Genomic DNA, 24262 nt, shown 5'->3' with positions numbered 1-24262 from the left:
GATCGGGGGGCCGATCCGGGGGTTGATCCGGGGGTTGATCCGGGGGTTGATCACAGCGCGGCCGGTCACCCAATCTGGCACAGAGCGGCGCGGGCCATGGTGTGCAGCAGGCCGGCCATGGCCTCGGGGGAGAGCTCTCCCGCGCTGTGCGGGGTGGAGTTGAGCAGGCCGAAGACCGCGTGCGCGGCGGCCCGCAGCCGGGCCTGCGGGCAGTCGGGGTGCAGCTCGGCCAGCACGGCCACCCACTCCTCGGCGTACAGCCGCTGGAGCCGCCGGATCGCCCGCCTCGCCTGCTCGGGCACGTTGTCGAGCTCGCGCTCCTGCACCCGGATCAGCGCCGGGTGGCGCAGCGCGAAATCGATGTGCCCGGCCAGCAGCGCGTCCAGGGCCGCCTCCGCGGTGTCCGGGTCGGCGGTGGTGGCGAGCCGCGCCCCCTGCTCGCGCAGCCGCTCGCTGATCCCGAGCAGCATCTCGGTGAGCAGCGCCTCCTTGCCGCTGAAGTGCCGGTAGAGCGCCGGCCCCGAGACGCCCACCGCGGCGCCGATGTCCTCGATGGACACGCCGTGGAAGCCGCGCGCCGCGAACAGGGCGGCGGCCGCGTCGAGGATCTCGGCCCGCCGATTGCGGGTAGGGGTCTTCACGGCACCATGGTAGACGGAGCAAGTTAACGATGACTAACATTCCAGCATGAGCACAAGCGACTGGCCGGTGAGTGCCTGGCCGGTGCTGGAGAGCCGGTGCGATCCGGGCGGCGAGGCGTACAAGCGCGACGCCGAGGCGAACGAGCGCCTGGCGGCGGAGCTGCGCGAGCGGCTCGCGGCCGCGGCGCGCGGCGGTCCGGAGCGGGCCCGCGCCCGGCACGCCGAGCGCGGCAAGCTGCTGCCCCGCGACCGCGTCGACACGCTCCTCGACCCCGGCGGGCGCTTCCTCGAACTGTCGCCGCTCGCGGCCACCGGCATGTACGACGACCAGGCCCCGGCCGCCGGGATCATCACCGGCGTGGGCCGGGTCGGCGGCCGCGAGGTGGTGGTCGTGGCCAACGACGCCACCGTCAAGGGCGGCACCTACTACCCCATGACGGTCAAGAAGCACCTGCGCGCCCAGGAGGTCGCCCTCCACAACACCCTGCCGTGCGTGTACCTGGTCGACTCGGGCGGGGCGTTCCTGCCGAAGCAGGACGAGGTCTTCCCCGATCGGGAGCACTTCGGGCGCATCTTCTACAACCAGGCCACGATGTCGGCGCGGGGCATCCCGCAGATCGCGGCCGTGCTCGGCTCCTGCACCGCGGGCGGCGCCTACGTCCCGGCGATGAGCGACGAGGCGGTGATCGTCCGCAACCAGGGGACGATCTTCCTCGGCGGGCCGCCGCTGGTGAAGGCCGCGACCGGCGAGACCGTCACGGCCGAGGAACTGGGCGGCGGCGACGTCCACGCCCGCGTCAGCGGTGTCACCGACCACCTCGCCGAGGACGACGCGCACGCCCTGAAGATCGTGCGGGACATCGTCGGGTCGCTCGGCCCGAGAGGCCCCCGCCCCTGGGACGTCGCGCCGGCCGAGCCTCCGCTGCACGACCCGCACGACCTGTACGGGATCGTCCCCCAGGACACCCGCCGGCCGTACGACGTGCGCGAGGTGATCGCCCGGATCGTGGACGGCAGCCGGTTCCTGGAGTTCAAGACCGAGTACGGCCCGACCCTGGTCACCGGGTTCGCCCGCGTCCACGGCCACCCCGTCGGGATCGTGGCCAACAACGGCATCCTGTTCGGCGAGTCGGCGCTCAAGGGCGCCCACTTCGTCGAGCTGTGCGACCGGCGGTCGATTCCGCTGGTGTTCCTGCAGAACATCAGCGGCTTCATGGTCGGCAAGGCGTACGAGGCCGGGGGCATCGCCAAGCACGGCGCGAAGATGGTCACGGCGGTCGCCTGCGCCCGGGTGCCGAAGTTCACCGTGATCATCGGCGGCTCGTTCGGCGCGGGCAACTACGCGATGGCCGGCCGCGCCTACTCGCCCCGCTTCCTGTGGATGTGGCCGAACGCCCGCATCTCGGTCATGGGCGGCGAGCAGGCCGCCACGGTCCTGTCCACGGTCGGCGACGCCGACCCCGAGGAGATCCGGGCCCGCTACGAGCACCAGGGCAGCCCCTACTACTCGACCGCCCGCCTGTGGGACGACGGGGTGATCGACCCGGTGGACACCAGGACCATCCTCGGCCTGGCGCTCGGCGCCGCCGCCAACGCCCCCCTCGAACCCGTCGGCTACGGCGTCTTCCGGATGTGAGGCAGAGTGATGACTCGGGTTCTCTCGTGATGTTCACCAGCGTGCTGATCGCCAACCGGGGGGAGATCGCCGTCCGGATCATCCGGACGCTGCGTGCGCTGGGCGTGCGCGCGGTCGCCGTCCACAGCGACGCCGACCGCGACGCCCGGCACGTGCGCGAGGCCGACCTCGCCGTACGGCTCCCGCGCGGCTATCTCGACGCCGATGGGATCGTCGAGGCGGCCCGGACGAGCGGCGCCGAGGCGATCCATCCCGGATACGGCTTCCTCGCCGAGAACGCCGCGTTCGCCCGCCGCTGCGCGGAAGAGGGCCTGGTGTTCGTCGGCCCGCCGCCGGAGGCCATCGAGGCGATGGGCGACAAGATCCGGGCCAAGGAGACGGTCGCCCGCGCGGGCGTGCCGGTCGTCCCCGGCGGCGCGGAGCCCGGCGACGACCTGGCCGAGGCGGCCGGGCGCATCGGCTTCCCCGTGCTGATCAAGCCGTCGGCGGGCGGGGGCGGCAAGGGCATGCTGCGGGTCGCCTCGGCCGGCGAACTGCCCGCGGCGATCGAGTCGGCCCGCCGCACCGCCGTGGCCGCCTTCGGGGACGGCACGCTGCTGCTGGAGCGGTACGTCGACGGCCCCCGGCATATCGAGATCCAGGTCATGGCCGACGCGCACGGCAACGTCGTCCACCTCGGCGAGCGCGAGTGCAGCCTGCAGCGCAGGCACCAGAAGATCGTGGAGGAGGCGCCGTCCCCGCTGCTGGACGACGCGACGCGGGCGCGCATGGGCGCGGCGGCGGTGGAGGCCGCGCGGTCGGTCGGCTACGTCGGCGCGGGGACGGTCGAGTTCATCGTCCCGGCCGCCGACCCGGGGGGCTTCTCCTTCATGGAGATGAACACCCGGCTCCAGGTCGAGCACCCGGTGACCGAGATGGTGACCGGCCTCGACCTCGTCGAACTGCAACTGCGGATCGCCTCCGGCGAGGCGCTGCCGTTCGGGCAGGACGAGGTGCGCCTGCGCGGCCACGCGGCCGAGGCCCGCGTGTACGCCGAGGACCCCGCCCGCGACTTCCTGCCCACCGGGGGCCGGATCCTGGCCCTGCGGGAGCCCGCCGGACAGGGTGTCAGGTTCGACTCCGGGCTCGCCGAGGGCATGGTCGTGGGCAGCGACTACGACCCCATGCTGGCCAAGGCGGTCGCCTGGGCCCCGGACCGGGCGGGCGCGCTCGCGGCCCTGGATCGGGCGCTCGGATCCACGGTGATCCTCGGCGTCACCACCAACGTCGGTTTCCTGCGGGCGCTGCTGGCCGATCCCGAGGTCGCGGCCGGGCGGCTCGACACCGGCCTGGTCGAGCGCCGGCTCGGCGACCTGGTGAACGGCCCGGCGGGCGGTTCAGCGGGCGGCGGCGTGCCGGACGAGGTGCTCGCCGCCGCGGCGCTCGTCTTCCACGCGGGCTTCGCCGGGTCCGCCGGCGGCCCCTGGGACGTCAACGACGGCTGGCGGATCGGCGCGCCCGCCTGGACGGTCCACCACCTCGGCGTGCCGGTGCGGGTCGAGGGATCGGCGGACGACGCCGAGGTCGAAGTTAATGGTCGTTCACTCGGCCGGGCGCGGCTGACGCGGCCTGGCGACGGCGCGGCCGTCGTGTCGCTCGGCGGGATCACCCGCCGCTACGCGATCGCCCGCGACCGCGGCACGCTCTGGCTCGCCGAGGGCGGCCGGGCCTGGCCGGTCACCCGGCACGAGCCCGGCGACCCGGGAGACCGGGCGGGCGGCGCGCTCGGCGGGGACGGCGTGCTCCGCAGCCCGATGCCGGGAACGGTGCTGCTGGTGAAGGCGGCCCCGGGCGACCGGGTCACCGCCGGGCAGCCCCTGGTCGTGGTGGAGGCGATGAAGATGGAACACACCCTGACGGCGCCGGACGACGGCGTGCTCGCCGAGCTGCGGGTGCGGCCGGGGCAGACGGTGGACCTGGACGCGGTGCTGGCGGTGGTGACGCCGTGCGAGTGACGATCTACGAGGTGGGCCCGCGCGACGGCCTGCAGAACGAGTCGGCCGTCGTGCCGGTGGAGGTCAAGCGCGAGTTCGTCGCCCGGCTGGCCGAGGCCGGGCTGACCATGATCGAGACGACGAGCTTCGTCCACCCCGAATGGGTGCCCCAGCTCGCCGACGCGGGTGAGCTGCTGGAGAGCCTGCCCCGGGTGCCCGGGGTCCGCTACCCGGTGCTCGTCCCCAACGAGAAAGGCCTCGACCGGGCGCTGAACTGTGCTCGCGACCACGGGGGCGTCACCGACATCGCGATCTTCGGCAGCGCCACCGAGTCGTTCGCGCGGCGCAACCTCAACCGTACGGTCGAGTCGCAGTTCGAGATGTTCGCGCCGGTCGTCGAGCGGGCTCTGGCCCACGGCCTGCGGGTCAGGGCGTACGTCTCGATGTGCTTCGCCGATCCCTGGGAGGGGCCGGTCGCGCCCGCGCAGGTGGCGAGGGTCGGGCGCAGGCTGCTCGACCTCGGCTGCCACGAGCTGTCGCTGGGCGACACCATCGGCGTCGGCACGCCCCGCCACGTCGAGGACCTGCTCGACGCCTTCGCCGAGGCCGGTGTCGGGCCGGAGCGGCTCGCCGTCCACTTCCACGACACCTACGGCCAGGCCCTGGCCAACACGCTGACCGCGCTGAGGCGGGGGATCACCGTCGTCGACTCCTCCGCCGGAGGCATCGGCGGCTGCCCGTATGCCAAGAGCGCCACCGGCAACCTCGCGACCGAGGACCTGGTGTGGATGCTCGACGGCCTCGGTGTCGAGACCGGGGTGGACGTCAGGTCGCTGGCCGCCACCAGCCTGTGGCTCGCCGGAATCCTGGGCCGGCCGAGCCCCTCCCGCGTCGTCCAGGCTCTCGCCAAGGAGATCTGAGATGCTCAACGACGAGCACATCGAGCTGCGCAAGTCCGTGGAGGAGTTCGCCCGCGAGGTGGTCGCCCCCGTCATCGGGGACTACTACGAGCGGTGCGAGTTCCCGTACGACGTCGTCCGCAGGATGGGCGCGATGGGCCTGTTCGGCCTGCCCGTCCCTGAGGAGTACGGCGGCATGGGCGGCGACTACTTCGCGCTGTGCCTGGCCCTGGAGGAGCTGGCCCGGGTCGACTCCTCCGTGGCGATCACCCTGGAGGCGGCGGTGTCGCTGGGCGCGGTGCCGATCCTCCGGTACGGCACCGACGAGCAGAAGCGGCGCTGGCTCCCGGGGATGGCGGCGGGCGAGATCCTGGGGGCCTTCGGGCTGACCGAGCCCGGCGGCGGCTCCGACGTGGCGGGCGGCATGCGCACCACCGCCGTCCTCGACGGCGGCGAGTGGGTGATCAACGGTTCCAAGGCGTTCATCACCAACTCCGGCACCGACATCACCGGGGTCGTCGCGGTGGCGGCGATCACCGGCCACCGGGAGGACGGACGGCCGGAGATCTCCACGATCCTCGTGCCGTCGGGCACGCCCGGCATGACGGTGTCGAAGAAGTATTCCAAGGTCGGCTGGTCGGCCTCCGACACCCGCGAGCTCTCCTTCACCGACTGCCGCGTGCCGGAGGAGAACATCCTCGGGGAGCGAGGGCGTGGGTACGCGCAGTTCCTCCGGACCCTCGACGAGGGCCGGGTGGCGATCGCCGCGGTGTCGGTGGGCCTCGCCCAGGGCTGCGTGGACGAGTCGGTGCGGTACGCGCGGGAGCGCCGGGCCTTCGGCCAGGAGATCGGGGGCTACCAGGCCATCCAGTTCAAGATCGCCGACATGGAGGCGCGGTCGCACACAGCCCGCCTGGCCTACTACCACGCCGCCGAGCGGATGGTGGCCGGCCTGCCGTTCAAGAAGGAGGCGGCGATCTCCAAGCTCGTCGCGTCGAACGCCGCGATGGACAACGCCCGCGACGCCACCCAGGTCTTCGGCGGCTACGGGTTCATGAACGAGTTCCCCGTCGGCCGCTTCTACCGCGACGCGAAGATCCTGGAGATCGGCGAGGGCACCAGCGAGGTCCAGCGCATGCTCATCGCCCGCGAGCTCGGCCTCCCCGCCTGAGCCCGCATCCGCCTGACTTCCCCCGGCCGGACCGAGGGACGGCCGCCGGGCGGCCGCCCCGCCACAACCGCAGGGCGTCTTCCAGCAGTTCGGCCGCATTGTGGTAATCCCGATTATCCCGGGCCGTTCTTCCTTGCATTGTCAAATGATTGAACTGCTCCACATCCACGGAAGCCGAGGGCGCGGAAAGGACATAGCCGCTGCCGACCGTCCCCAGAGCGGAATTTTCCGGTTCGCGAGGGGAGAGCAGGCGGCGCAGGCGCGCGACGTAGGTGGTGAGATTGCGGCGGGCGGAGTCGGGTGGACGGCCGTTCCACAGCAGGTCGATCAGCCTGTCGCGATGCAGGACGATGTTCGCGTTGAGCAGGAGCAACGCCAGGAGCTGCCGCTGCCTCGGCGCGAGCTCTGCGATGACCTCACCTTGAACGTCGTAGGCCAGGAACGGTCCCAGCAATGCGTATAGCACGGCCCCCCTCGGACATGGCGGCATGATCATGACCGAACTAGGACTTTAACTGCACTTTATGTGCTCTGGCAAGGAGCAGAGATAAGTGACGTGTATAGGAAATGTGTCGAAAATGTGTCGATGATCCGTAGCGTCTGGCGGGTATGCCCCCGGCCTGCGGAGTGTCGATATGATCCCCCCTCATCGGCAGATGTTCGCTGTCACCACTCGAAATCGACAGGTGAGGCGACGAACACGGCTCACGGCGGTGGTCGCCGGTCTGGCCACGGTGGCGGCCCTGCTGGTGGTTCCGCCCCCTGCGGTCGCCGCGCCGGTGGCCAAGGCTGCACCGGCCTCCCCGGCTCCGGTCTCCGAGCGTCCCGATGCGACGTCGGCGGCGCTGTCGGCTCGGTTGCAGAACTCGCCGGTCGAGGATCTGTCGGCGCGTACGGAGGACTCGACGACGGTCTACCTGCCGGACGGTTCGGCGAGGACGGAGATCTTCGCGGGTCCGGTGCGGGTGAAGCAGAACGGCGCGTGGACGCCGGTGGACACCACTTTGGTGGAGCGGGACGGCCATCTGGAGCCGAAGGCGGCCGCGGCCGGGGCGCAGGTGGAGATCTCCGACGGTGGTGACGGCCCGCTGGCCGAGCTGGTCACGGGGTCGGGCAAGGACGAGCACCGGTTCGGCGTGCGCTGGCCGGCCGCGCTGGGCAGGCCGCAGGTGTCGGGCAACACCGCGACGTGGGCCGACATCACACCCGGCGCCGACCTGGTCGTGCAGGCGCAGCCGCGCGGGTTCGTGCACTACGTGGTGCTGAAACAGAAGCCGACCGCGCCGGTGGAGATCCGGCTGCCGGTCGAGCTGGCCGGAGCGGATCTGGCCAAGGATTCCCGGAACCGGCTGAAGCTGGTCGACAACGCGGGCAAGGGCAAGGGTGAGGTGGTGGCAGCGGCGCCGCCGCCGCACATGTGGGACGCGGCGGCGGCCGACTCCCCGGACGCGGGTAAGCGGTCGGAGGTCGGCTCGGCGATCGAGCAGGGCTCCGACGGGCCGGTTCTGGTGCTGAAGCCGTCGATGGACTTCCTGAACGCGCCGGACGTGACCTACCCGGTGACGATCGACCCGTACATGCAGATGACGCTGCAGACCGACACGTTCGTCTCCGACGACTACCCCAGCTCGGCGACGTCGGCCACCTGGTTGCACGTGGGCCGGTTCGGGTCGGGGACGAAGACCGCGCGCACGTATCTGCAGTTCAAGCTGGGTGGGCTGGTCAGCAAGCACATCATGAACGCCGACCTGTACATGGCCGACTACAAGGCCAACGCCTGTGGTGGGGTGGCCGCGGGTCTGGGCATCCGGGTCAAGCGGGTCACCTCCGCGTGGTCGTCGTCGACGCTGACGCAGTCGAGCCAGCCGAACTCGACCACGACGGGGATGGTGGACAACACCAGCCAGGCCTACGGGTACGACGCCAGTTGTCCCGAGCACGACATGCTGTGGTCGATCGAGGACATCGTGCAGTACTGGACCGACCACCCGGCCGAGAACTACGGCCTGCAGGTCCGGGCGGTGTCGGAGACCCAGGCGACCAACTGGCGGATGTTCCGCTCCTCCGAAAACACCGTCGGGGCGGCCGGTCCGCGGCTGACGGTCCAGTGGAACTCCTACCCGACCGTCCCGCACCACCTGACCGTCAACCCAAGCGCGGGCGGCACGAACGGCGGCACGTTCGTCACCTCCCTGACCCCGACGATGACCGGCATGGTCGGGGACGGTGAGTGGGACACCGAGACGATCAGTTTCTACCTCGAGCGTGACCCGAGCTACCCGGCCGAGGGCAGCGGCAGCGTGTGGACCGGCAGCGTGACCGGGATCCTGCAGGGCGAGCTGGGCACGGTGACCGTCCCGTCGGGCAAGCTGGTCGACGGCTACCACTACCGGTGGCGGGCCAGGGCCTACGACGGCACCGACTACTCCCGCGACTACTCCTCCTACCGATACTTCACCGTCGACATGACCCCGCCGGCCGCGCCGACGATCTCCTGCCCCACCTACCCGTCCGGCGTCTGGACGGCGAAGGCGTCGGCTCCGGTGACCTGCACTCTCAAGACGACCTCGGCCGACGGCGCGGGCTACTACTGGGGCCTGGACGACGCCTCGGCACCGACCCTGGTGGAGGACAACGCCGGCGGCGGGAACGCCAAGACCATCACGATCGATCCCGCGCAGGGCTGGCACACCCTGTACGCCAAGGCCCGCGACATGGCGCTGCGCACCTCCACGGTGACCACCTACAGCTTCGGCGTGGGCGCCGGTGAGGTGACCGCGCCACTGGCCGGCGACCGCACCCAGGCCGCCGTCACGCTCGGCTCCCGCGCCGCCCCCGGCGCCACCGGGGTCCGGTACGAATACAAGGCCGACGTCAGCAGCTCCGGAACGTGGGCGGCGATCCCGCCCGCGCACGTCACCGTGCCGGGGTCGTCGACCCCGATCTCCGGCTGGCCGTACACCACCGTGACCACCGGGACCAGCGCGGTCTTCGGCTCGCTGTACTGGGACGTCGCCGCGACAATGGCCGCGGCCGACCGCGGTGACGGCCCGGTGCAGGTGCGCGCCTGCTTCGCCAAGGCCTCCGGCGAGGCCTGCTCCGACGCACGCGAGTTCACCCTGGAGCGGACCGCCTTCGGCTCCTCCTACGCCACCCAGCAACTCGGCCCCGGCACGGTCTCACTGCTGACCGGCGACTACTCGGTCTCCTCCACCGACGTGTCGGCGTTCGGGTTGTCGGTCTCGCGCGGCCACACCACCCTGGCCCCGGCCACCGCGTCCGGCGCGGCCGGTGTGTTCGGCCCCGGCTGGACGGCGTCCTTCCCCGGCGGCGCATCGGATGTGTCGGGAATGAAGTTCGAGGACCACTCCGGCGCCGGGTACGTGCTGTTCACCGGCACCGACGGCGCGACCGAGACCTACACGGTGCAACCGGACGGCACCTACAAGGGCATCTCCGACGCCTCCGACGGCTCCACAGTGACCAAGGACTCGGCCACCCAGTTCACCCACACCGACACAGGCGGGGTGAAGACCGTCTTCAAGGCGGCCAGCGTGGCCGGCGCCGCCCCCGCGCACCTGTTCGGCGACAGCGCCACCCCGGCGAACTCGGCGGTCAACGAGTTGAATCCGCTGGAAGTGGGGGTGAAGTTCACCGCGGATCAACCGGGGCTCATCACGGGGGTCCGGTTCTACAAGGGGCCGGGCAACACCGGGACCCATGTGGGGAACTTGTGGACGACGTCCGGGCAGAATCTGGCGACCGGGACGTTCACCAACGAAACTTCGTCGGGTTGGCAGACGCTCACGTTCGCCGCGCCGGTCCAGGTGACGGCGGGAACGACCTACGTGGCGTCCTATTTCGCCCCCGCCGGGCACTACGCTTTCGACGGCAACTTCTTCGCCACGGCGACGGACAACCCGCCGCTGCATGCCCCCGCCAGCGCGGACGTGTACGGCGGCAACGGCGTCTACGGCTATGCCACGTCCTCCCAGTATCCGTCCGGCAGTTACCAAGGCGGTAACTACTGGGTGGATGTCGACTTTGTTCCCAACCAGGGTGCCCCCGACCCCGCGCTGTCGAGCGTGAGCACCACAGGCCTGTTCGGCGCCACGGCGACACCGGGCACCGCTGCGTCCACCGACTCCGGCCAGTTGGAACTCGGGGTGAAGTTCACCGCCGATCAGCCGGGATTCATCACGGGGGTCCGGTTCTACAAGGGGCCGGGCAACACCGGCACTCACGTTGGGAACCTGTGGACCGCGTCCGGTCAGAAGCTCGCGACCGGGACGTTAACCAACGAGACCGCGTCGGGTTGGCAGACGCTCACGTTCGACGCACCGGTCCGGGTCACCTCCGCAACGACCTACGTGGCGTCCTATTTCGCCCCCGCCGGGCACTACGCGTTCGACGGCAACTTCTTCGCCACGGCGACGAACAACGCCCCGTTGCACGCCCCTGCCACCACGGACGTATACGGCGGAAACGGCGTCTTCTCCTACGGTTCTACGTCCACGTTCCCCACCTCCACCTACGGCGGAGGCAACTACTGGGTCGACGTCAACTTCACCTCCGACCTGACCCGCTGGGCGGTCGACCGCGTGGACGAGCCAGGGAGCGAGAACACCACCACCTACCTTCGCGACGGGCAAGGCCGCGTCACCCGGATGCTGGCACCAGTCCCCACCGGCGTCGACTGCTCGGCCGCACTGGTCGCCGGCTGCAAGACCCTCGACATCACCTACGCCACCGCGACGACGGCCACGGGAGTCTCCTCAGGCTGGGGCGACTACACCGGTCTGGTCACGTCGATCTCCTACACCGCCTACGATCCCGGCACATCGGCGATGAAGACCACCACCCTCGCCACGTACGCTTACGACTCCAGCGGCCACCTGCGCACGGTGACCGACTCCCGCACCACCCTGACGCTGACCTACTACTATGACGGCGCGGGCCGGATCTCGCAGGTCACGCCCCCGGGGCTCAACCCCTGGCGGGTGAACTACGACACCTCGGGCCGGGTCGCCGACGTCCAGCGCGAGGCCGGTGCCATCGACCTGGTCCAGGCAGTCTCCTACGGAGTGCCGATCAACTCGCCCGTCGACGTGACCGGTGCGACAGCCGCGTCCTGGTCGCAGACCACCGACCTGCCTCGCACCGGAGCCGCGGTCTTCCCCGCCTGGCGCGTGCCTCCTCAGGCCGGCGACGGCTCCTACGCTCCGGTGGCGGCCGACTACCCGTACGCGTCGCTGACGTACCTGGACGTCAACGGCCGCGCCGTCAACACCGCGACGTACGGCGCGGGCGCCTGGCAGGTCTCGGCCACCCGCTACGACGACGACGGCAATACCGTCTGGGGCCTGTCCGCGGGCAACCGCACCGAGGCTCTGACGCCAACCTCCTCGACGGACGCGTACGTGGCTGGGCGCGCCAGCACCGCCGAGCGCGCCGACCTGCTGGCGGACGTCACGGTCTACAACGACGACGGGGACGTCCTGGCCGGTGACGGCCCCACCCATCAGGTGATGCTCGCCGACGGCACGCTGGCCTCAGTCCGCCAGCACACCGACTACACCTACGACGAGGGCAAGCCCGACCCCGACACCGACTACCATCTCGTGACCACCACGACCGTGAAGCCCCTGGTCGTCAACGGGGCGGGCACGGTGGCGGCGGCCGACACCCACATCGAGAAGACCGGCTACGACCCGGTCGTCTCCGGCGACCCCTCCGGCTGGGACCTCTTCCAGCCGACCAGCCAGAAGACCGTCGTCGCGAGCGGGACCGACATCGTCCGCAAGGTCCGGTACGACGACGCCGGACGGCAGATCGAGCGGCGGATGCCGTCCTCGTCCGGCTCTGATGCGGGTACGACCACGACGACTTACCACACCGCCGCCGCCAACTCCACCTACCCCGCCTGCGGTGGCAAACCCCAGTGGGCCGGGCTGGTGTGCCGCACGGCCGCCGCCGCCAATCCCTCCAGCGGCGGGACCCTGCCCGTCACGACCGTCACCTACGGTTACTGGGGCCAGACCGCCCAGACCATCGAGACGTCCGGCTCGGCGACCCGCACGTCGACGGTGACGGTCGACGCCGCGGGCCGTACGAGCCAGACCAGCCTCACCGAGACCAGCGCCGGCAGCACGGCGCTGCCGGACCGCACCTACACCTACGACAACACCACCGGCCTGCAGACCGGCGTCACCGCCGGCGGCGTCTCGGTCACGACCGCCTACGACGCGCTCGGCCGGGCCTACTCGACCACCGACGCCGACGGCAACACCGCCGTCACGACGTTCGACACAGCGGGCCGGGTCGCCACAGTGAACGACGGCAAGGGCGCCTACACCTACACCTACGACGGCACCGACGCCGCCGGGAAAACCGAGCGGCGCGGCGTGCCCACCGGCATCGCGGTCTCCACCATCGGCTCCTTCACCGCCGCCTTCGACGGCGCCGGCAACCTCGTCAAGCAGGTGTATCCGAACGGCCTGACCGCCACCAGCACATGGGACGACACCGGCAAGCAAACCAGCCTGACCTACGCCAAGTCGGGCACGACCTGGCTGGCATTCACCGCGACTCCGGACGCCGACGGCCGGACGGTGGAGACAGCCGGGCCCAACGGCAGCCTGCAGCGCTACACCTACGACACCGCCGGACGCCTGACCAAGGTCGCCGACACCTACAACCTGGCGTGCGAGACCCGCACCTACGGGTTCGACGCGAACACCAACCGCACCTCCCAGGCGAACTATCCCGCCGCTGACGACGGCTCCTGCTCCACCTCGACAACCCCGACGACCGCGACCCACACCTTCGACTCGGCCGACCGGATCACCGATTCGGGATACTCCTACGACGCCTTCGGCCGCACCACCGCCGTCCCAGCCGCCTCCACGGCCAACGGCGCGGCGGTCACGGCGGGCTACTACGCGGGCGACATGGTCAGGACGCTCACCCAGGCGTCCACGACCAAGACGTTCACCCTCGACCCGCTCGGCCGCATCCGCCAGACCACCTCCTCGGCCGGCACCCAAACCAACCACTACACCGGCGGCGGCGACTCCCCGGCCTGGATCAACGAGGCCAACGGCACCTGGACCCGCAACGTCACCGCCTTCACCGGCCTATCGGCCACGCAAACCAGCGGCGGCACACTCACGCTGCAACTCACCAACCTGCACGGCGACGTCGTCGCCACCTGCGCCAATAGCAGTAGCGCCACAGGAGTGGACAGCTACACCGAACAGACCGAATATGGCCTCGACCGCACAGTCAACACCAACGACCGCTACGAATGGCTGGGAGGCGCCCAACGAGCCAGCGACACCGTCGCCGACATCATCCTCATGGGCGTCCGCCTCTACAACCCAGCCACCGGCCGATTCCTCCAAGTCGACCCCGTCGTCGGCGGCAACGCGAACGCCTACGAATACTGCGGCGCTGACCCCATCAACTGCCGCGACCTGGACGGACGTTGCTGGTGGTGCGGGCCTGTGGCAGGTGTGGTGTCTGCGGCCATCAGCACCGCCGTCGGACTGGCCTCGGACGCCGCTTGCTTCGGCTTCGCGAATCCCATAGCAGTGGCTCTATGCTCCGGACTCCTCAATTTCGTCGGTACATTGCTTGGCGATTGGGCGGAGAACGCGCTGCAGGGTCAATCGGTGAACTGGTCAGTTACACTACCAAAGGCACTCACTGCCGCCCTGCTCGGGGGAGCGCTGGGTTATTTCACCAAGAAGCTTCTGGGTACTTCGGTCGGCCGCACCGTGTTCAAGTGGATATTCAAGAAGTTGGTTCAGGCCATCAGATGGATCGGGACGAAGCTCATGAGTGCGATCGGCTGGGTACTCGGTGGGCGCATCAGGAGAGCGATCGCCCTGATGGTGTACGCGGTGGGCCAGGCGCAGTTCGCCGCTGTTGCCAACCCTCCTAGGAGGTAACAGAGTGACGGCAGGCCGCCACGTCTTGCCCCGGCGGCCTGTCTCAATCTCCTTCTCGGTCTTCTCCTATGGCCGGTGAGTGCCACGTGTGGCAAAATTCGAAACGACGCATCCGATAGGAAGCCCAGACAACCTCGAGGAGACTAAGCCGATGATGGCTGACGACAACTCAACTCGGCGAACCTTCTTCGTGGTCAAGATGATCTTCACTTTCGGGGTGGGGACCATGTTCCTGCTCTCCATCGTCCAGCTCCATCTGACCTACGGCTATTCCTGGCTGTCGGCCACTCTAGTTTCCATACCTGCCGGTCTTATCTATTTCGGCTTTGCGTACTTCGTTCTTCGCTGGGTGAAGCGGAAGCTCGGATCGGGCGTGGAGCAGAACGTGAACGGACAGTCTACATAAGCGGTAAGCCACCGCCGAGATGGCTGCTGAGCAGGTATTTCTGTGCCTGGCTCTCCTCCGAAACCGCTTTCCAATGACTCTGTTGCGTTCGCGGTCGAGCGTCCGCTGCGGGATTGGTGCAGTTCCTGCTGGACAGCTCCGGCAGCGGTGGCGGATTTAGGGCCTGTCTCAAAGCCTGGCCAGCCAGTCGTCTATCGCGGTTATGTGGACGACGGCTTGGTAGCGGACGGCGAGTTTGTCATATCTGGTCGCGATGGCGCGGTGGCGTTTGAGTCGGTTGATGTCACATTCCACAGCATGACGGGCGCGGTAGTCGTGGGCGTCGAACTTGTAAGGGCGACCGCCGCGGCTGCCGCGCCGCAGCCGTGCGGCGGAGCAAGCGATTTCGACCGGTCTTCACGGTCGCGCTGACGCCGATCATCGCGCTGGTCACACTGGTGGCGGCCCTCAGCGGGGCGTGCACGTGGGCGGGCTTCAAGATGTCCGAGGCGGCCCTGGACGACTACGCGCATGCGGTGGCGGCCGGGACCGCCGGTGAGGGACAAAAGAGGATCGGTCTCTTCACGGTCGCCTCTCCTGAACGGCGCCGGGTCGGGGTCGTTCCTGTCCCTTGAGGAGTACGGCATGGCCTACCTGCCAAAGGGGGCCGACGACGGAGGGAATTCGACGAACTGGATCGTCACCTCGGCGGCGACTGGTATCTCTGGATGACGGACTGACGACCACACGAGGCGGGACAGGCGATCAGGAGCGGGTTCCGGCGGCCTCGACCAAGGCGTGGAACAGGGGGCCGTCCTCGTCGGCCTCGGGGTGCCACTGGACGGCGAGGGCGAACGCCGCGCCGGTGACCTCGACGGCTTCGATGGTGCCGTCGTCCGAGCGGGCGGTGACCTCCAGGCCGTCGGCCAGGCGGTCGATCGCCTGGTGGTGGTAGTGCGCCGGGGCCAGCTCCTCGTCCCCGTAGACCTTGGCCAGCGACGGCGAGAGCCGTACGGGGAGGCGGCCGAACACTCCGGGGGCGGGGGAGTGGCCGGCGTGGTCCACGACCGCGGGAAGGTGCTGGTGAAGGGTGCCGCCGAGCGCCACGTTGAGCACCTGCAGGCCCCGGCAGATGCCCAGGAACGGCAGCCCGGCCGCCAGTGCGGCGCTCATCAGCCCGAACTCGGCGTCATCACGAAATTTCCGGATGTAGCCGGTCTGCTCGGCGGGGGCGGCTCCGTACCGCGCGGGGTCGATATCGCCCCCGCCCGCGATGATCAGCCCGTCGAGACGGCGGATCAGCGCGGCGGCCGACACCCGCACCGAGAAGACCGGCTACGACCCGGTCGTCTCCGGCGACCCCTCCGGCTGGGACCTGTTCCAGGCGACCATGGAGCACGGCGCTGCCGGACCGCACCTACACCTACGACAACACCACCGGCCTGCAGACCGGCGTCACCGCCGGCGGCGTCTCGGTCACGACCGCCTACGACGCGCTCGGCCGGGCCTACTCGACCACCGACGCCGACGGCAACACCGCCGTCACCACGTACGACGCGACGGGCCGGGTCGCCACCGTGAACGACGGCAAGGGCGCCTACACCTACACCTACGACGGCACCGACGCCGCCGGGAAAACCGAGCGGCGCGGCGTGCCCACCGGCATCGCGGTCTCCACCATCGGCTCCTTCACCGCCGCCTTCGACGGCGCCGGCAACCTCGTCAAGCAGGTGTATCCGAACGGCCTGACCGCCACCAGCACATGGGACGACACCGGCAAGCAAACCAGCCTGACCTACGCCAAGTCGGGCACGACCTGGCTGGCATTCACCGCGACTCCGGACGCCGACGGCCGGACGGTGGAGACAGCCGGGCCCAACGGCAGCCTGCAGCGCTACACCTACGACACCGCCGGACGCCTGACCAAGGTCGCCGACACCTACAACCTGGCGTGCGAGACCCGCACCTACGGGTTCGACGCGAACACCAACCGCACCTCCCAGGCGAACTATCCCGCCGCTGACGACGGCTCCTGCTCCACCTCGACAACCCCGACGACCGCGACCCACACCTTCGACTCGGCCGACCGGATCACCGATTCGGGATACTCCTACGACGCCTTCGGCCGCACCACCGCCGTCCCAGCCGCCTCCACGGCCAACGGCGCGGCGGTCACGGCGGGCTACTACGCGGGCGACATGGTCAGGACGCTCACCCAGGCGTCCACGACCAAGACGTTCACCCTCGACCCGCTCGGCCGCATCCGCCAGACCACCTCCTCGGCCGGCACCCAAACCAACCACTACACCGGCGGCGGCGACTCCCCGGCCTGGATCAACGAGGCCAACGGCACCTGGACCCGCAACGTCACCGCCTTCACCGGCCTATCGGCCACGCAAACCAGCGGCGGCACACTCACGCTGCAACTCACCAACCTGCACGGCGACGTCGTCGCCACCTGCGCCAATAGCAGTAGCGCCACAGGAGTGGACAGCTACACCGAACAGACCGAATATGGCCTCGACCGCACAGTCAACACCAACGACCGCTACGAATGGCTGGGAGGCGCCCAACGAGCCAGCGACACCGTCGCCGACATCATCCTCATGGGCGTCCGCCTCTACAACCCAGCCACCGGCCGATTCCTTCAAATCGATCCCGTCGTCGGCGGTAACGCCAACGCCTACGACTACTGCGGCGCCGACCCCATAAATTGTCGCGACCTGGATGGTCAGCGTTCCTGCGGCTGGATATGTGAAGGTGTCGTATGGCTTATAGGCAAGGCGCTGGGTGCCGCGTGCGCCGTCTCCGGCCTGGCGTATCTTCTATGCTCAGGCGCGGTTTCGGGGCTGGTGTACGTTGGGAAGTACATCTACCAGCGTTCGGACGGGTCGCAGGGCGGCATAACGGCAGGTGGGCTCCTCAAGAGCTTCTTCCTGGGCTTCGTGGTCGGTCTCTGCCGCGGTCGTCGGTAAACTCGTTAAGTTGCTGAATCTCAAGATAAGGACCGTCATCTACAAGTACCTGGCCAAGTACATACCCATGAAGGCGTGGATGGCTATAGACAATTTCATCTACAACCTGGGGCAGAGATTGTACTCGGGGACGCACAGAAACTGGGCGCCTAAAGCATCGGTCTGAGCTTACGCGCACGCGGTCTTCAAGAAGAAGTAGGGGTTGAGGTCTCCCGTTGGCGACCTCAACCCCTGCCGGTTACATAGCATGAATATGGATGGAGGACGATTGCAAGGCGATCGGAAAGATGGATATCGCAGCGAGAATCGCCGAACAGGTCAAGAGGGTGATCGGCAACTGAACCGCCAGGGCGATTTCAAGGTCGCCGCTTTGGGGTGAGTGTGTCTTGGTGTCCGGATCGACTTTGGTCACCTAGCGTGATGCTGAAACGAGGATGACCTTCCGTTCGAGATCATGGGAGTTCTCTACGCTGCCAAGATCTGAACGAGAAGGTCATCGGTGCCAGTCTCCCATGTCTCCGCTCTGCCGTCGCTGCTGGAGGCCCTGACGGGTCTGACCGATCCGCGCAAACGGCGCGGGGTACGGCACACGCTGGGCTCGGTGCTCGCGGTGGCGGTGGTGGCGACCTTGGGAGGAGCGTCCAACTACCGGGAGCTGGGCTCGCATGCCCGCGATTTCTCCCCCCGGCTGCTCGAACTGCTGGGAGCGCGGTGGCATCCACTGCGCAGACGGCACTCCCCGCCCAGCGCCGGCACGCTGCGCCGGGTCTTGCTCGCGGTGGACGCCGACGCCCTGGACCACGTGATCGGGCAGTGGCTGAGGGCGCATGCCGCCTGCGACGGCGACGGCTGGGCGATCGCGCTGGACGGCAAGGATCTGCACGGGGCGTGGAACGACGAGGGCCGGCTGGTGCTGTTGTCCGCCTTCATGCACCGAAGCGGCAAGCGGGGCGCGGTCACACTCGCCCAAGTCCAGGTGCCCGCCGACACCACCGAGGTCACCCAGGTCAAGGCCTTGCTGGAGGGCGTCGACACCGCCCGGGCACTGGTGACGGCGGACGCCGCGCACACCTGCGCCAAGACTGCCCGCCACCTGGTGGAAGACAAGAAGGCCGACTACCTGATGTGCCTGAAGGGCAACCGCGAGGCCCTGCACGCCGCCGCGGTCGAGGTCGGCCGCGTGCTGCTGAACTCCGGGCAGGCGCCGCACACGCTCACCGAACACGCCCACGGAAGGATCACCACGTGGACCACGTGGAGCACGGATCTGGACGGCGAGCTGGACCTTCCGCACGCCGCTCGGCTGGCCGTGCTACGCCGCGAGGTCGCCGACCCGATCGGACGGACCGTCAGCAAGGAGGTCGTCTTGTACGTCACCAGCCGCAAGGACCTGACCGGCGAAGGGTTCAGCAGGTACGTCCGGGGCCACTGGGGCATTGAAAATCTTGAACACCGGGCCCGCGACACAGTCTGGTACGAGGACGCCCAGCAGGCCTACCTCGGGCACGGCCCCCGGAACATGGCGGCGCTGCGTAACCTCGCCCTGAGCACACTCGCCCTGCACGGCATCATGAAGATCAAGGAGAAGGTGCAGGAGATCGGCCGCGACCACAACCGCGCTCTCCCCCTACTCATGCTCACATAGCGTCACACTCGCCGATCACCCGACGACTTTGAAATCGCCCTGCTGAACCGCCGACAGTCGATTGTGGTCCGCAGGCCGGTCGCATGGGGGATGGGCTGGGGGGTGGCCGGTGGCGTCGCGCTGTCGGCGGTTTTCTTGATAACCGCCTGGCATAACAATGAGCATCCTGTCCCATGGGTGCTTTCCATGGCAATCGGATTTGGCGTCGGACTCTCTTGTGGCGCCGTCCTGACCGCCTCAGCGATGTATGAGAAAAGACGTCGGCGAGGGCGAGGTGAGTATTCGTCGCGTCATGGCTCGCGCTAGCTAGCAGCGTCTCGGTCACGACCGCGTACGACGCCCTGGGCCGGGCCTACTCGACACCGACGCCGACGGCAACACCGCCGCCTCTAACGTCACCGCGTTCACCGGGCTGGAGGCCACGCAGACCAGCGGTGGCACGCTCACGCTGCAACTCACCAACCTGCATGGGGACGTGATCGCCACCTGCGCCGATAGCAGTAGTGCCACAGGTGTGGACAGCTACACCGAACAGACCGAATATGGCCTCGACCGCGCGGTCAACACCAATGACCGCTACGAATGGCTGGGAGGCGCCCAACGAGCCAGCGACACCGTCGCCGACATCGTCCTCATGGGCGTCCGCCTCTACAACCCCACCGCCGGCCGCTTCCTCCAAGTCGACCCCGTCATTGGAGGAAACGCCAACGCCTACGACTACTGCAACGGCGATCCGATCAACTGTCGTGACCTTGATGGACGCTGGTCCATCGGGGGCCTCTTCAAGGAGATCAAGATCAAGGCGATCGGCAGGGCGGTCGAACTTGTGATCGCTCTGGCCTGTGGAGTGACCTTCTCATTCCTGGGAGCTGTTCTATGCGCCGGTCTGGCAGTGGGCGCGAAGGACGCGGTCATCGAATACATGACCAACGGCTGGAATGCCACCAAGGTGTGGAAGGCATTCTTGCACGGCTTCGTGACTGGAGTCGTCGAGGAGGTGGTCGGGAAACTATTCAAAGCGCTAATCACGCTCGCCAAACTCGTTAAAAACGGGACGGCGAAACAAGTAATTCAATGGCTGGCGACCAAGGTCAAGACGATTGGATCCGCCGGTAAGCATCATCGCGGCAATCTTTTCTGGGACTACTGATGGAGAATTCCAGGCGATCAATCCTGGTAGGCGTTATCACGACCCTCGCGGGAGTTGTGATACTCGCTCTCGGTACATGGGCTCTCGTTCTGCTCGGGAATGATCCGCTCGAGAGCGGTCTCACGCTCATCGCAATAGTTGTCGTAGGCTACCTACTGGACCGTCGACGGCGTAAATAGATTCAACATCGAAACGGGGTCGAGCTCGTAATGTCCCAAAGCGGGTCGCACTTTACGGCTCGGCCCCTTTTCCTCCGACCTCGCAGGCGGGGAATGAGAAGAATGCGAACGCATCCCAGTCTGGGCTACGAGGCATCGCCTGTTAACCCATGCATCGAGCAACGCCTGGTAACCTTAGTGGAAAAAACGTAAGCATTCAGCTCTGATGCATTCCGGTGTTGCTTGATCGCGGTGTGTGATGGTGCATGGCCGCGAGTCGTCCCGGGGTGGGTGTTGGGGTCAGGCCGGTGTGGGATCGGGAGGCATCCAGGCGCGGCCGACGAGGGCGTCTCGGATCGCGGTCATGACATCGGCACCGTGCTTGGCTGCGGTGGACAGGTAGCCGCGGATGGCGTAACGGTGCGCGGTGGTTCGTTCGGAGCGGAGCCGGCCGGAGATCTTCTGCTGGGTCTTGGCTGGGCGGACATCGCGTTCCGCCTGGTTGTTCGTGGGAGGAATCCGCAGGTCGCGGGCGAAGCGCAGCACGTCGTCCTCGCGGTCGCGCAACACCTCCAGCAGCACGCGGCCGACGGGCTGGGTGACGGTCTTGGCCGGGCCGGGAAGACGGCGAACCTCCGACAGGCCCACCCGCACCCCGTGCCGGAAGCTGCTGATCCACATTCTCCGGGTGCCTTCGGCGATGGCGTCCCTGCCCTGCTCGCGGGCGAGGTTGGCGGCGTGGATCAGTCCGCGCAGCGCGGTCTGGATCTGAGCCGGCCAGGCCGCACCAGGGTAGGTCTCGGCGCAGTCCTGCAGATCACGAAGCAGGTGAGCCACGCACAGCTGGTGGTCGTGCTCGCCGAGTTCGGCCGAGTCGTAGTTCTGGTAGCGGTCGTGGACGACGACGCCGGTCAACTCGGCGACGACGAACTTCTTGAACGTGGCCATGTCCCGGTCGCCGAGCATGTACGAGGTGAACACCTTCGTGCAGGCCACCAGCAGGTACTTTTTTGCCTTCTTCGGTCCGACCCGGATCGGCGTCTCATCGCAGCTCACCACGTACGCCAGCGTGAGCAGCGCACGGATCCGCGCATTGGCCGAGGCGACCAGGCCCGCGGCGCGGGCGATCAGGCCGTGCACGAACCCCACCGACGGCTGTGCCCCGGTCAGCGAGGCGACCAACTCCACGCACCGATGCACCGGGATCGCGTGGACCACCAGCAGATACACGCACCACGCCTGCAGATTGACCCCGAGGCTGACCGGCGCGGCGCTCACCCCGTCCGGGCGGGCAGCGGTATGCACCGCACCGCACCGGCAGGCGACCGTGTGCAGGTTGTGCTGCAGGCGGCGGGCGGTCACCAGCGGGATCTCGATCTGCTGATGCCGGCCGGTCACCCCAAGATCGGCCGCTCCGGCCAGATCGGCCCCGCACCCGCAGGCCCCCTCGGGAAAGTGCTCGACCATGTCGCGCTCGGCGACCTCATCCGACCACGCCAGACTCACCCCGGCAGCGCCCGGCTGCTTGCCCGGCCTGCGCTTGCCCGCCCCACGGGCCGCGGAAGAGGCCTTGGGCTGCTTCTTACCCGGCAGATCATCAGCCGAGGGCGGCATCCCCGAGTTACCGCTGTTGCGCGAGATCAGCCGCTCCAACCGCGCGACCCGCTCACGCAGCGCGGCATTCTCCTGCTCCAGCACGGCCACATGCTCGCGCAGCTCGGCATTCTCCTTCTCCAGGATCACCGTCCGCTCGGCCAGAGCGCGCGCAAGAGCGATCAGCTCCTCACGCGACATCTCTTCCAGGCCAGGCACACGGCCATCACAGCATGCCGGAGACTCAACGATCAAAGTGACGGAACGTCACACCAGCAAGCCATCGGTCACAAAGCGCGCATGACGTGAATGCTTACGAAAAAACGGCAAGTCACATGCAGGTTTCGGGACCCGCGGTCATAGCCGTGGGGCCGAAAGCCAATGCCGAAACCCGCAAGAGCTCAGCCCGGGCTCACACAGGAACCATCCTCATCATTGGCCTACCACTACTCCTCGCCTGCCCCCAAACCGAGCTCGCCGCCATCATCGCCCACGAACTCGCATATAAACACTCGTATGGCTGGCGACTGCCGTTCACGTCGATATCGCGGAGATGGCAGTCCGAACTCGACTCCGATCGCGCAAGTCTGCCCGTAGCCTCACCCCGTGTGGTGGCGCATTCTATCGCTCGCGCGGAACTCCTAGACCTCTTGTTCGGTGAATTCTGCCGGCGTTACGTGGCCCCTCTGGCTGAAGCAGGGCTCTACCCGTCCGATCTCTACGAGAGATGGCATGAATATCTCAAGACCGGGAGAGATTTTGAGAGGGCCATGGAACGCTACGACGTCACGGATTTCTCAACCGAATCCCCAAGTCACCCTTCGTTGATTCGTCGAATTCAATCGATCGAATTCGACGGAACGATTCGTCTGAGTCGAGAAGACGGCATCCCTGTCCATATTGCGGACCAACACAGGTATGAGCAAGAGAACGCCGCGCGACTGGGGGGAGATACTGCCGTCAAGTTCGACGCCGTACCATCGAATGTATGGGATGTCGCGCTCGAGCGCCGCGTATCGCGAATCACTGACGCCGCGCGAGAGATTGGCGGCACAAGCGTTGGGCCAAAAGAAATAATCAAACTCATCGGGGGTGGGCGGGGTGAGGAAATCCTTGCACGCCTCATGCCGGGTGTAAAACTCTCAGCATATCGTATCACCAGCGAGTCGGTCTATCTCGCTGAACTCCTTGTCCGTTACGAGCTTCGGCGTCGAGGGTTCGCATCAGACCCCCTTGAGCAGGAATACATGCGCGACTTGGACGGAACTGTGGTGGATGTGCGCCGTATGGCCGAGACGATCCAATCCGGGCTCTGGCAGCGGAACTTCAAGACCTGCTCCACTTTTTATGAAGCTGACGCCCGGTCAAAGCGTGGATGTGGCACCGCCCTTTAGAACGTGTTTGTGAAGGGCTACTCCGCTGGATGAGCGAGGGTGATGCGCTGCTGACGAGTTGCAGCGCTTCCCCGCGCGAGGCGGCGGGCCATGCCGCTGATCGCGGCCCATCGGATCATGGCCTCGGCTGTGGCCGGCCGGCGCTTATAATCCCTGGCCAGGCGGCGGTGGCTGGTCAGCCAGGCCAGCGACCGCTCGACGACCCATCGCCGCTCGATCACCGCGAACCCGATCTGCCCGGGAGCCTTGCGGACGATGTGCAGCACGGTCCGCAGCACGCGCTGGGTCCAGTCCGCCAGCATCCCGGCGAAGCCGGCGTCGGCGAACACGTACCGGACCGGCGTGACCAGGTACATGCTGAGCAGAGTGGTCTTGGCTCCGTCGCGGTCTTGGACGGAGGCGGCCATCACGCAGACGACCAGCAGCAGCCCGAGGGTGTCGGTGACGATGAAGCGCTTACGCCCGTTGACCTTCTTCCCCGCGTCGTAGCCGCGGGACTCGCGGCCGACGGTGTCGGCGCCCTTGACGCTCTGGGAATCGATGATGCCCGCCGTTGGTTCCTCGGCTCGTCCCTGGTCCGCCCGGAGCCGGCGCCGAAGCGCGGTGAGCATCTGTTCGGTGACCTTGGCTTCTTCCCAGCGGGTGATCCGCCGTCACCGCTACACCGGAACCGTTTCGTTCTAACGCTGC

17 protein-coding genes are annotated in these 24262 nt (G+C 68.2%); 11 read left to right on the top strand and 6 right to left on the bottom strand.

What is annotated here, in order from left to right; translation table 11 throughout:
* Positions 1 to 65: 65 nt before the first annotated feature.
* Positions 66 to 641, bottom strand: a complete 576-nt coding sequence (locus tag OG344_RS30275; RefSeq protein ID WP_405086009.1) for a TetR/AcrR family transcriptional regulator — start codon at positions 639 to 641, stop codon at positions 66 to 68.
* 46 nt (positions 642 to 687) lie between these two features.
* On the opposite strand from OG344_RS30275, the gene OG344_RS30270 reads away from it, so the two are divergent.
* The 4 genes from OG344_RS30270 to OG344_RS30255 are packed head-to-tail and all read left to right on the top strand — an operon-like array spanning position 688 to position 6320.
* A complete protein-coding gene (locus OG344_RS30270) occupies positions 688 to 2277 on the top strand; it encodes a carboxyl transferase domain-containing protein (protein ID WP_405086008.1) in 1590 nt (529 codons plus the stop codon).
* A gap of 29 nt (positions 2278 to 2306) precedes the next feature.
* Positions 2307 to 4271, top strand: coding sequence for a biotin carboxylase N-terminal domain-containing protein (locus OG344_RS30265; RefSeq protein WP_405089202.1), 1965 nt, complete (start codon positions 2307 to 2309; stop codon positions 4269 to 4271).
* Positions 4262 to 5170, top strand: a complete 909-nt coding sequence (locus OG344_RS30260; protein ID WP_405086007.1) for a hydroxymethylglutaryl-CoA lyase — start codon at positions 4262 to 4264, stop codon at positions 5168 to 5170. The genes OG344_RS30265 and OG344_RS30260 overlap by 10 nt, the downstream gene beginning before the upstream one ends.
* A 1-nt stretch (position 5171) precedes the next feature.
* On the top strand, positions 5172 to 6320 hold the full coding sequence (locus OG344_RS30255) for an acyl-CoA dehydrogenase family protein (RefSeq protein WP_405086006.1): 1149 nt from the start codon (positions 5172 to 5174) through the stop codon (positions 6318 to 6320).
* Here OG344_RS30255 and OG344_RS30250 read toward each other — a convergent pair.
* Positions 6289 to 6786, bottom strand: coding sequence for a winged helix-turn-helix domain-containing protein (locus tag OG344_RS30250; RefSeq protein WP_405086005.1), 498 nt, complete (start codon positions 6784 to 6786; stop codon positions 6289 to 6291). The genes OG344_RS30255 and OG344_RS30250 overlap by 32 nt on opposite strands.
* A gap of 220 nt (positions 6787 to 7006) precedes the next feature.
* On the opposite strand from OG344_RS30250, the gene OG344_RS30245 reads away from it, so the two are divergent.
* From OG344_RS30245 to OG344_RS30235, 3 genes are all read left to right on the top strand, one after another.
* On the top strand, positions 7007 to 14272 hold the full coding sequence (locus OG344_RS30245; RefSeq protein ID WP_405086004.1) for a DUF4082 domain-containing protein: 7266 nt from the start codon (positions 7007 to 7009) through the stop codon (positions 14270 to 14272).
* A gap of 151 nt (positions 14273 to 14423) precedes the next feature.
* Positions 14424 to 14678 (top strand): hypothetical protein, encoded by a 255-nt coding sequence (locus OG344_RS30240; RefSeq protein ID WP_405086003.1) that lies wholly within the window; start codon positions 14424 to 14426, stop codon positions 14676 to 14678.
* Between the two features lie 365 nt (positions 14679 to 15043).
* The gene (locus OG344_RS30235; RefSeq protein WP_405086002.1) at positions 15044 to 15292 is read left to right on the top strand and encodes a hypothetical protein; all 249 of its coding nucleotides are present in this window, start codon (positions 15044 to 15046) and stop codon (positions 15290 to 15292) included.
* 130 nt (positions 15293 to 15422) lie between these two features.
* On the opposite strand, the gene OG344_RS30230 is transcribed toward OG344_RS30235, so the two are convergent.
* Positions 15423 to 15980, bottom strand: a complete 558-nt coding sequence (locus OG344_RS30230) for a gamma-glutamyl-gamma-aminobutyrate hydrolase family protein (RefSeq protein ID WP_405086001.1) — start codon at positions 15978 to 15980, stop codon at positions 15423 to 15425.
* A 254-nt stretch (positions 15981 to 16234) separates the two neighbouring features.
* On the opposite strand from OG344_RS30230, the gene OG344_RS30225 reads away from it, so the two are divergent.
* Positions 16235 to 17632, top strand: a complete 1398-nt coding sequence (locus OG344_RS30225) for an RHS repeat-associated core domain-containing protein (RefSeq protein ID WP_405086000.1) — start codon at positions 16235 to 16237, stop codon at positions 17630 to 17632.
* 238 nt (positions 17633 to 17870) lie between these two features.
* Here OG344_RS30225 and OG344_RS30220 read toward each other — a convergent pair whose 3' ends face one another.
* Positions 17871 to 18044, bottom strand: coding sequence for a hypothetical protein (locus OG344_RS30220; protein ID WP_405085999.1), 174 nt, complete (start codon positions 18042 to 18044; stop codon positions 17871 to 17873).
* An 87-nt stretch (positions 18045 to 18131) separates the two neighbouring features.
* Here OG344_RS30220 and OG344_RS30215 point away from each other — a divergent pair, with 87 nt between their 5' ends.
* Together OG344_RS30215 and OG344_RS30210 are read left to right on the top strand one after the other, a co-directional pair.
* The gene (locus OG344_RS30215; RefSeq protein WP_327044029.1) at positions 18132 to 19277 is read left to right on the top strand and encodes an ISAs1 family transposase; all 1146 of its coding nucleotides are present in this window, start codon (positions 18132 to 18134) and stop codon (positions 19275 to 19277) included.
* A 514-nt stretch (positions 19278 to 19791) separates the two neighbouring features.
* Positions 19792 to 20427, top strand: a complete 636-nt coding sequence (locus OG344_RS30210) for an RHS repeat-associated core domain-containing protein (RefSeq protein WP_405085998.1) — start codon at positions 19792 to 19794, stop codon at positions 20425 to 20427.
* Between the two features lie 458 nt (positions 20428 to 20885).
* Here the strand turns inward: OG344_RS30210 and tnpC are convergent, their stop codons facing one another.
* The gene (tnpC, locus tag OG344_RS30205; RefSeq protein WP_405085997.1) at positions 20886 to 22379 is read right to left on the bottom strand and encodes an IS66 family transposase; all 1494 of its coding nucleotides are present in this window, start codon (positions 22377 to 22379) and stop codon (positions 20886 to 20888) included.
* A gap of 569 nt (positions 22380 to 22948) precedes the next feature.
* On the opposite strand from tnpC, the gene OG344_RS30200 reads away from it, so the two are divergent.
* Complete coding sequence (locus OG344_RS30200) at positions 22949 to 23572, top strand: hypothetical protein (RefSeq protein ID WP_405085996.1); 624 nt, start codon at positions 22949 to 22951, stop codon at positions 23570 to 23572.
* Between the two features lie 17 nt (positions 23573 to 23589).
* Here OG344_RS30200 and OG344_RS30195 read toward each other — a convergent pair whose 3' ends face one another.
* The gene (locus OG344_RS30195; protein WP_405089201.1) at positions 23590 to 24219 is read right to left on the bottom strand and encodes an IS5 family transposase; all 630 of its coding nucleotides are present in this window, start codon (positions 24217 to 24219) and stop codon (positions 23590 to 23592) included.
* Between the last annotated feature and the right edge of the window lie 43 nt (positions 24220 to 24262).

This window comes from Microbispora sp. NBC_01389 (genome assembly GCF_045040095.1).
Lineage (GTDB): Bacteria > Actinomycetota > Actinomycetes > Streptosporangiales > Streptosporangiaceae > Microbispora.
Note: the sequence above shows the minus strand (reverse complement) of the source record. Positions and strands in the feature narration are given on the sequence as shown.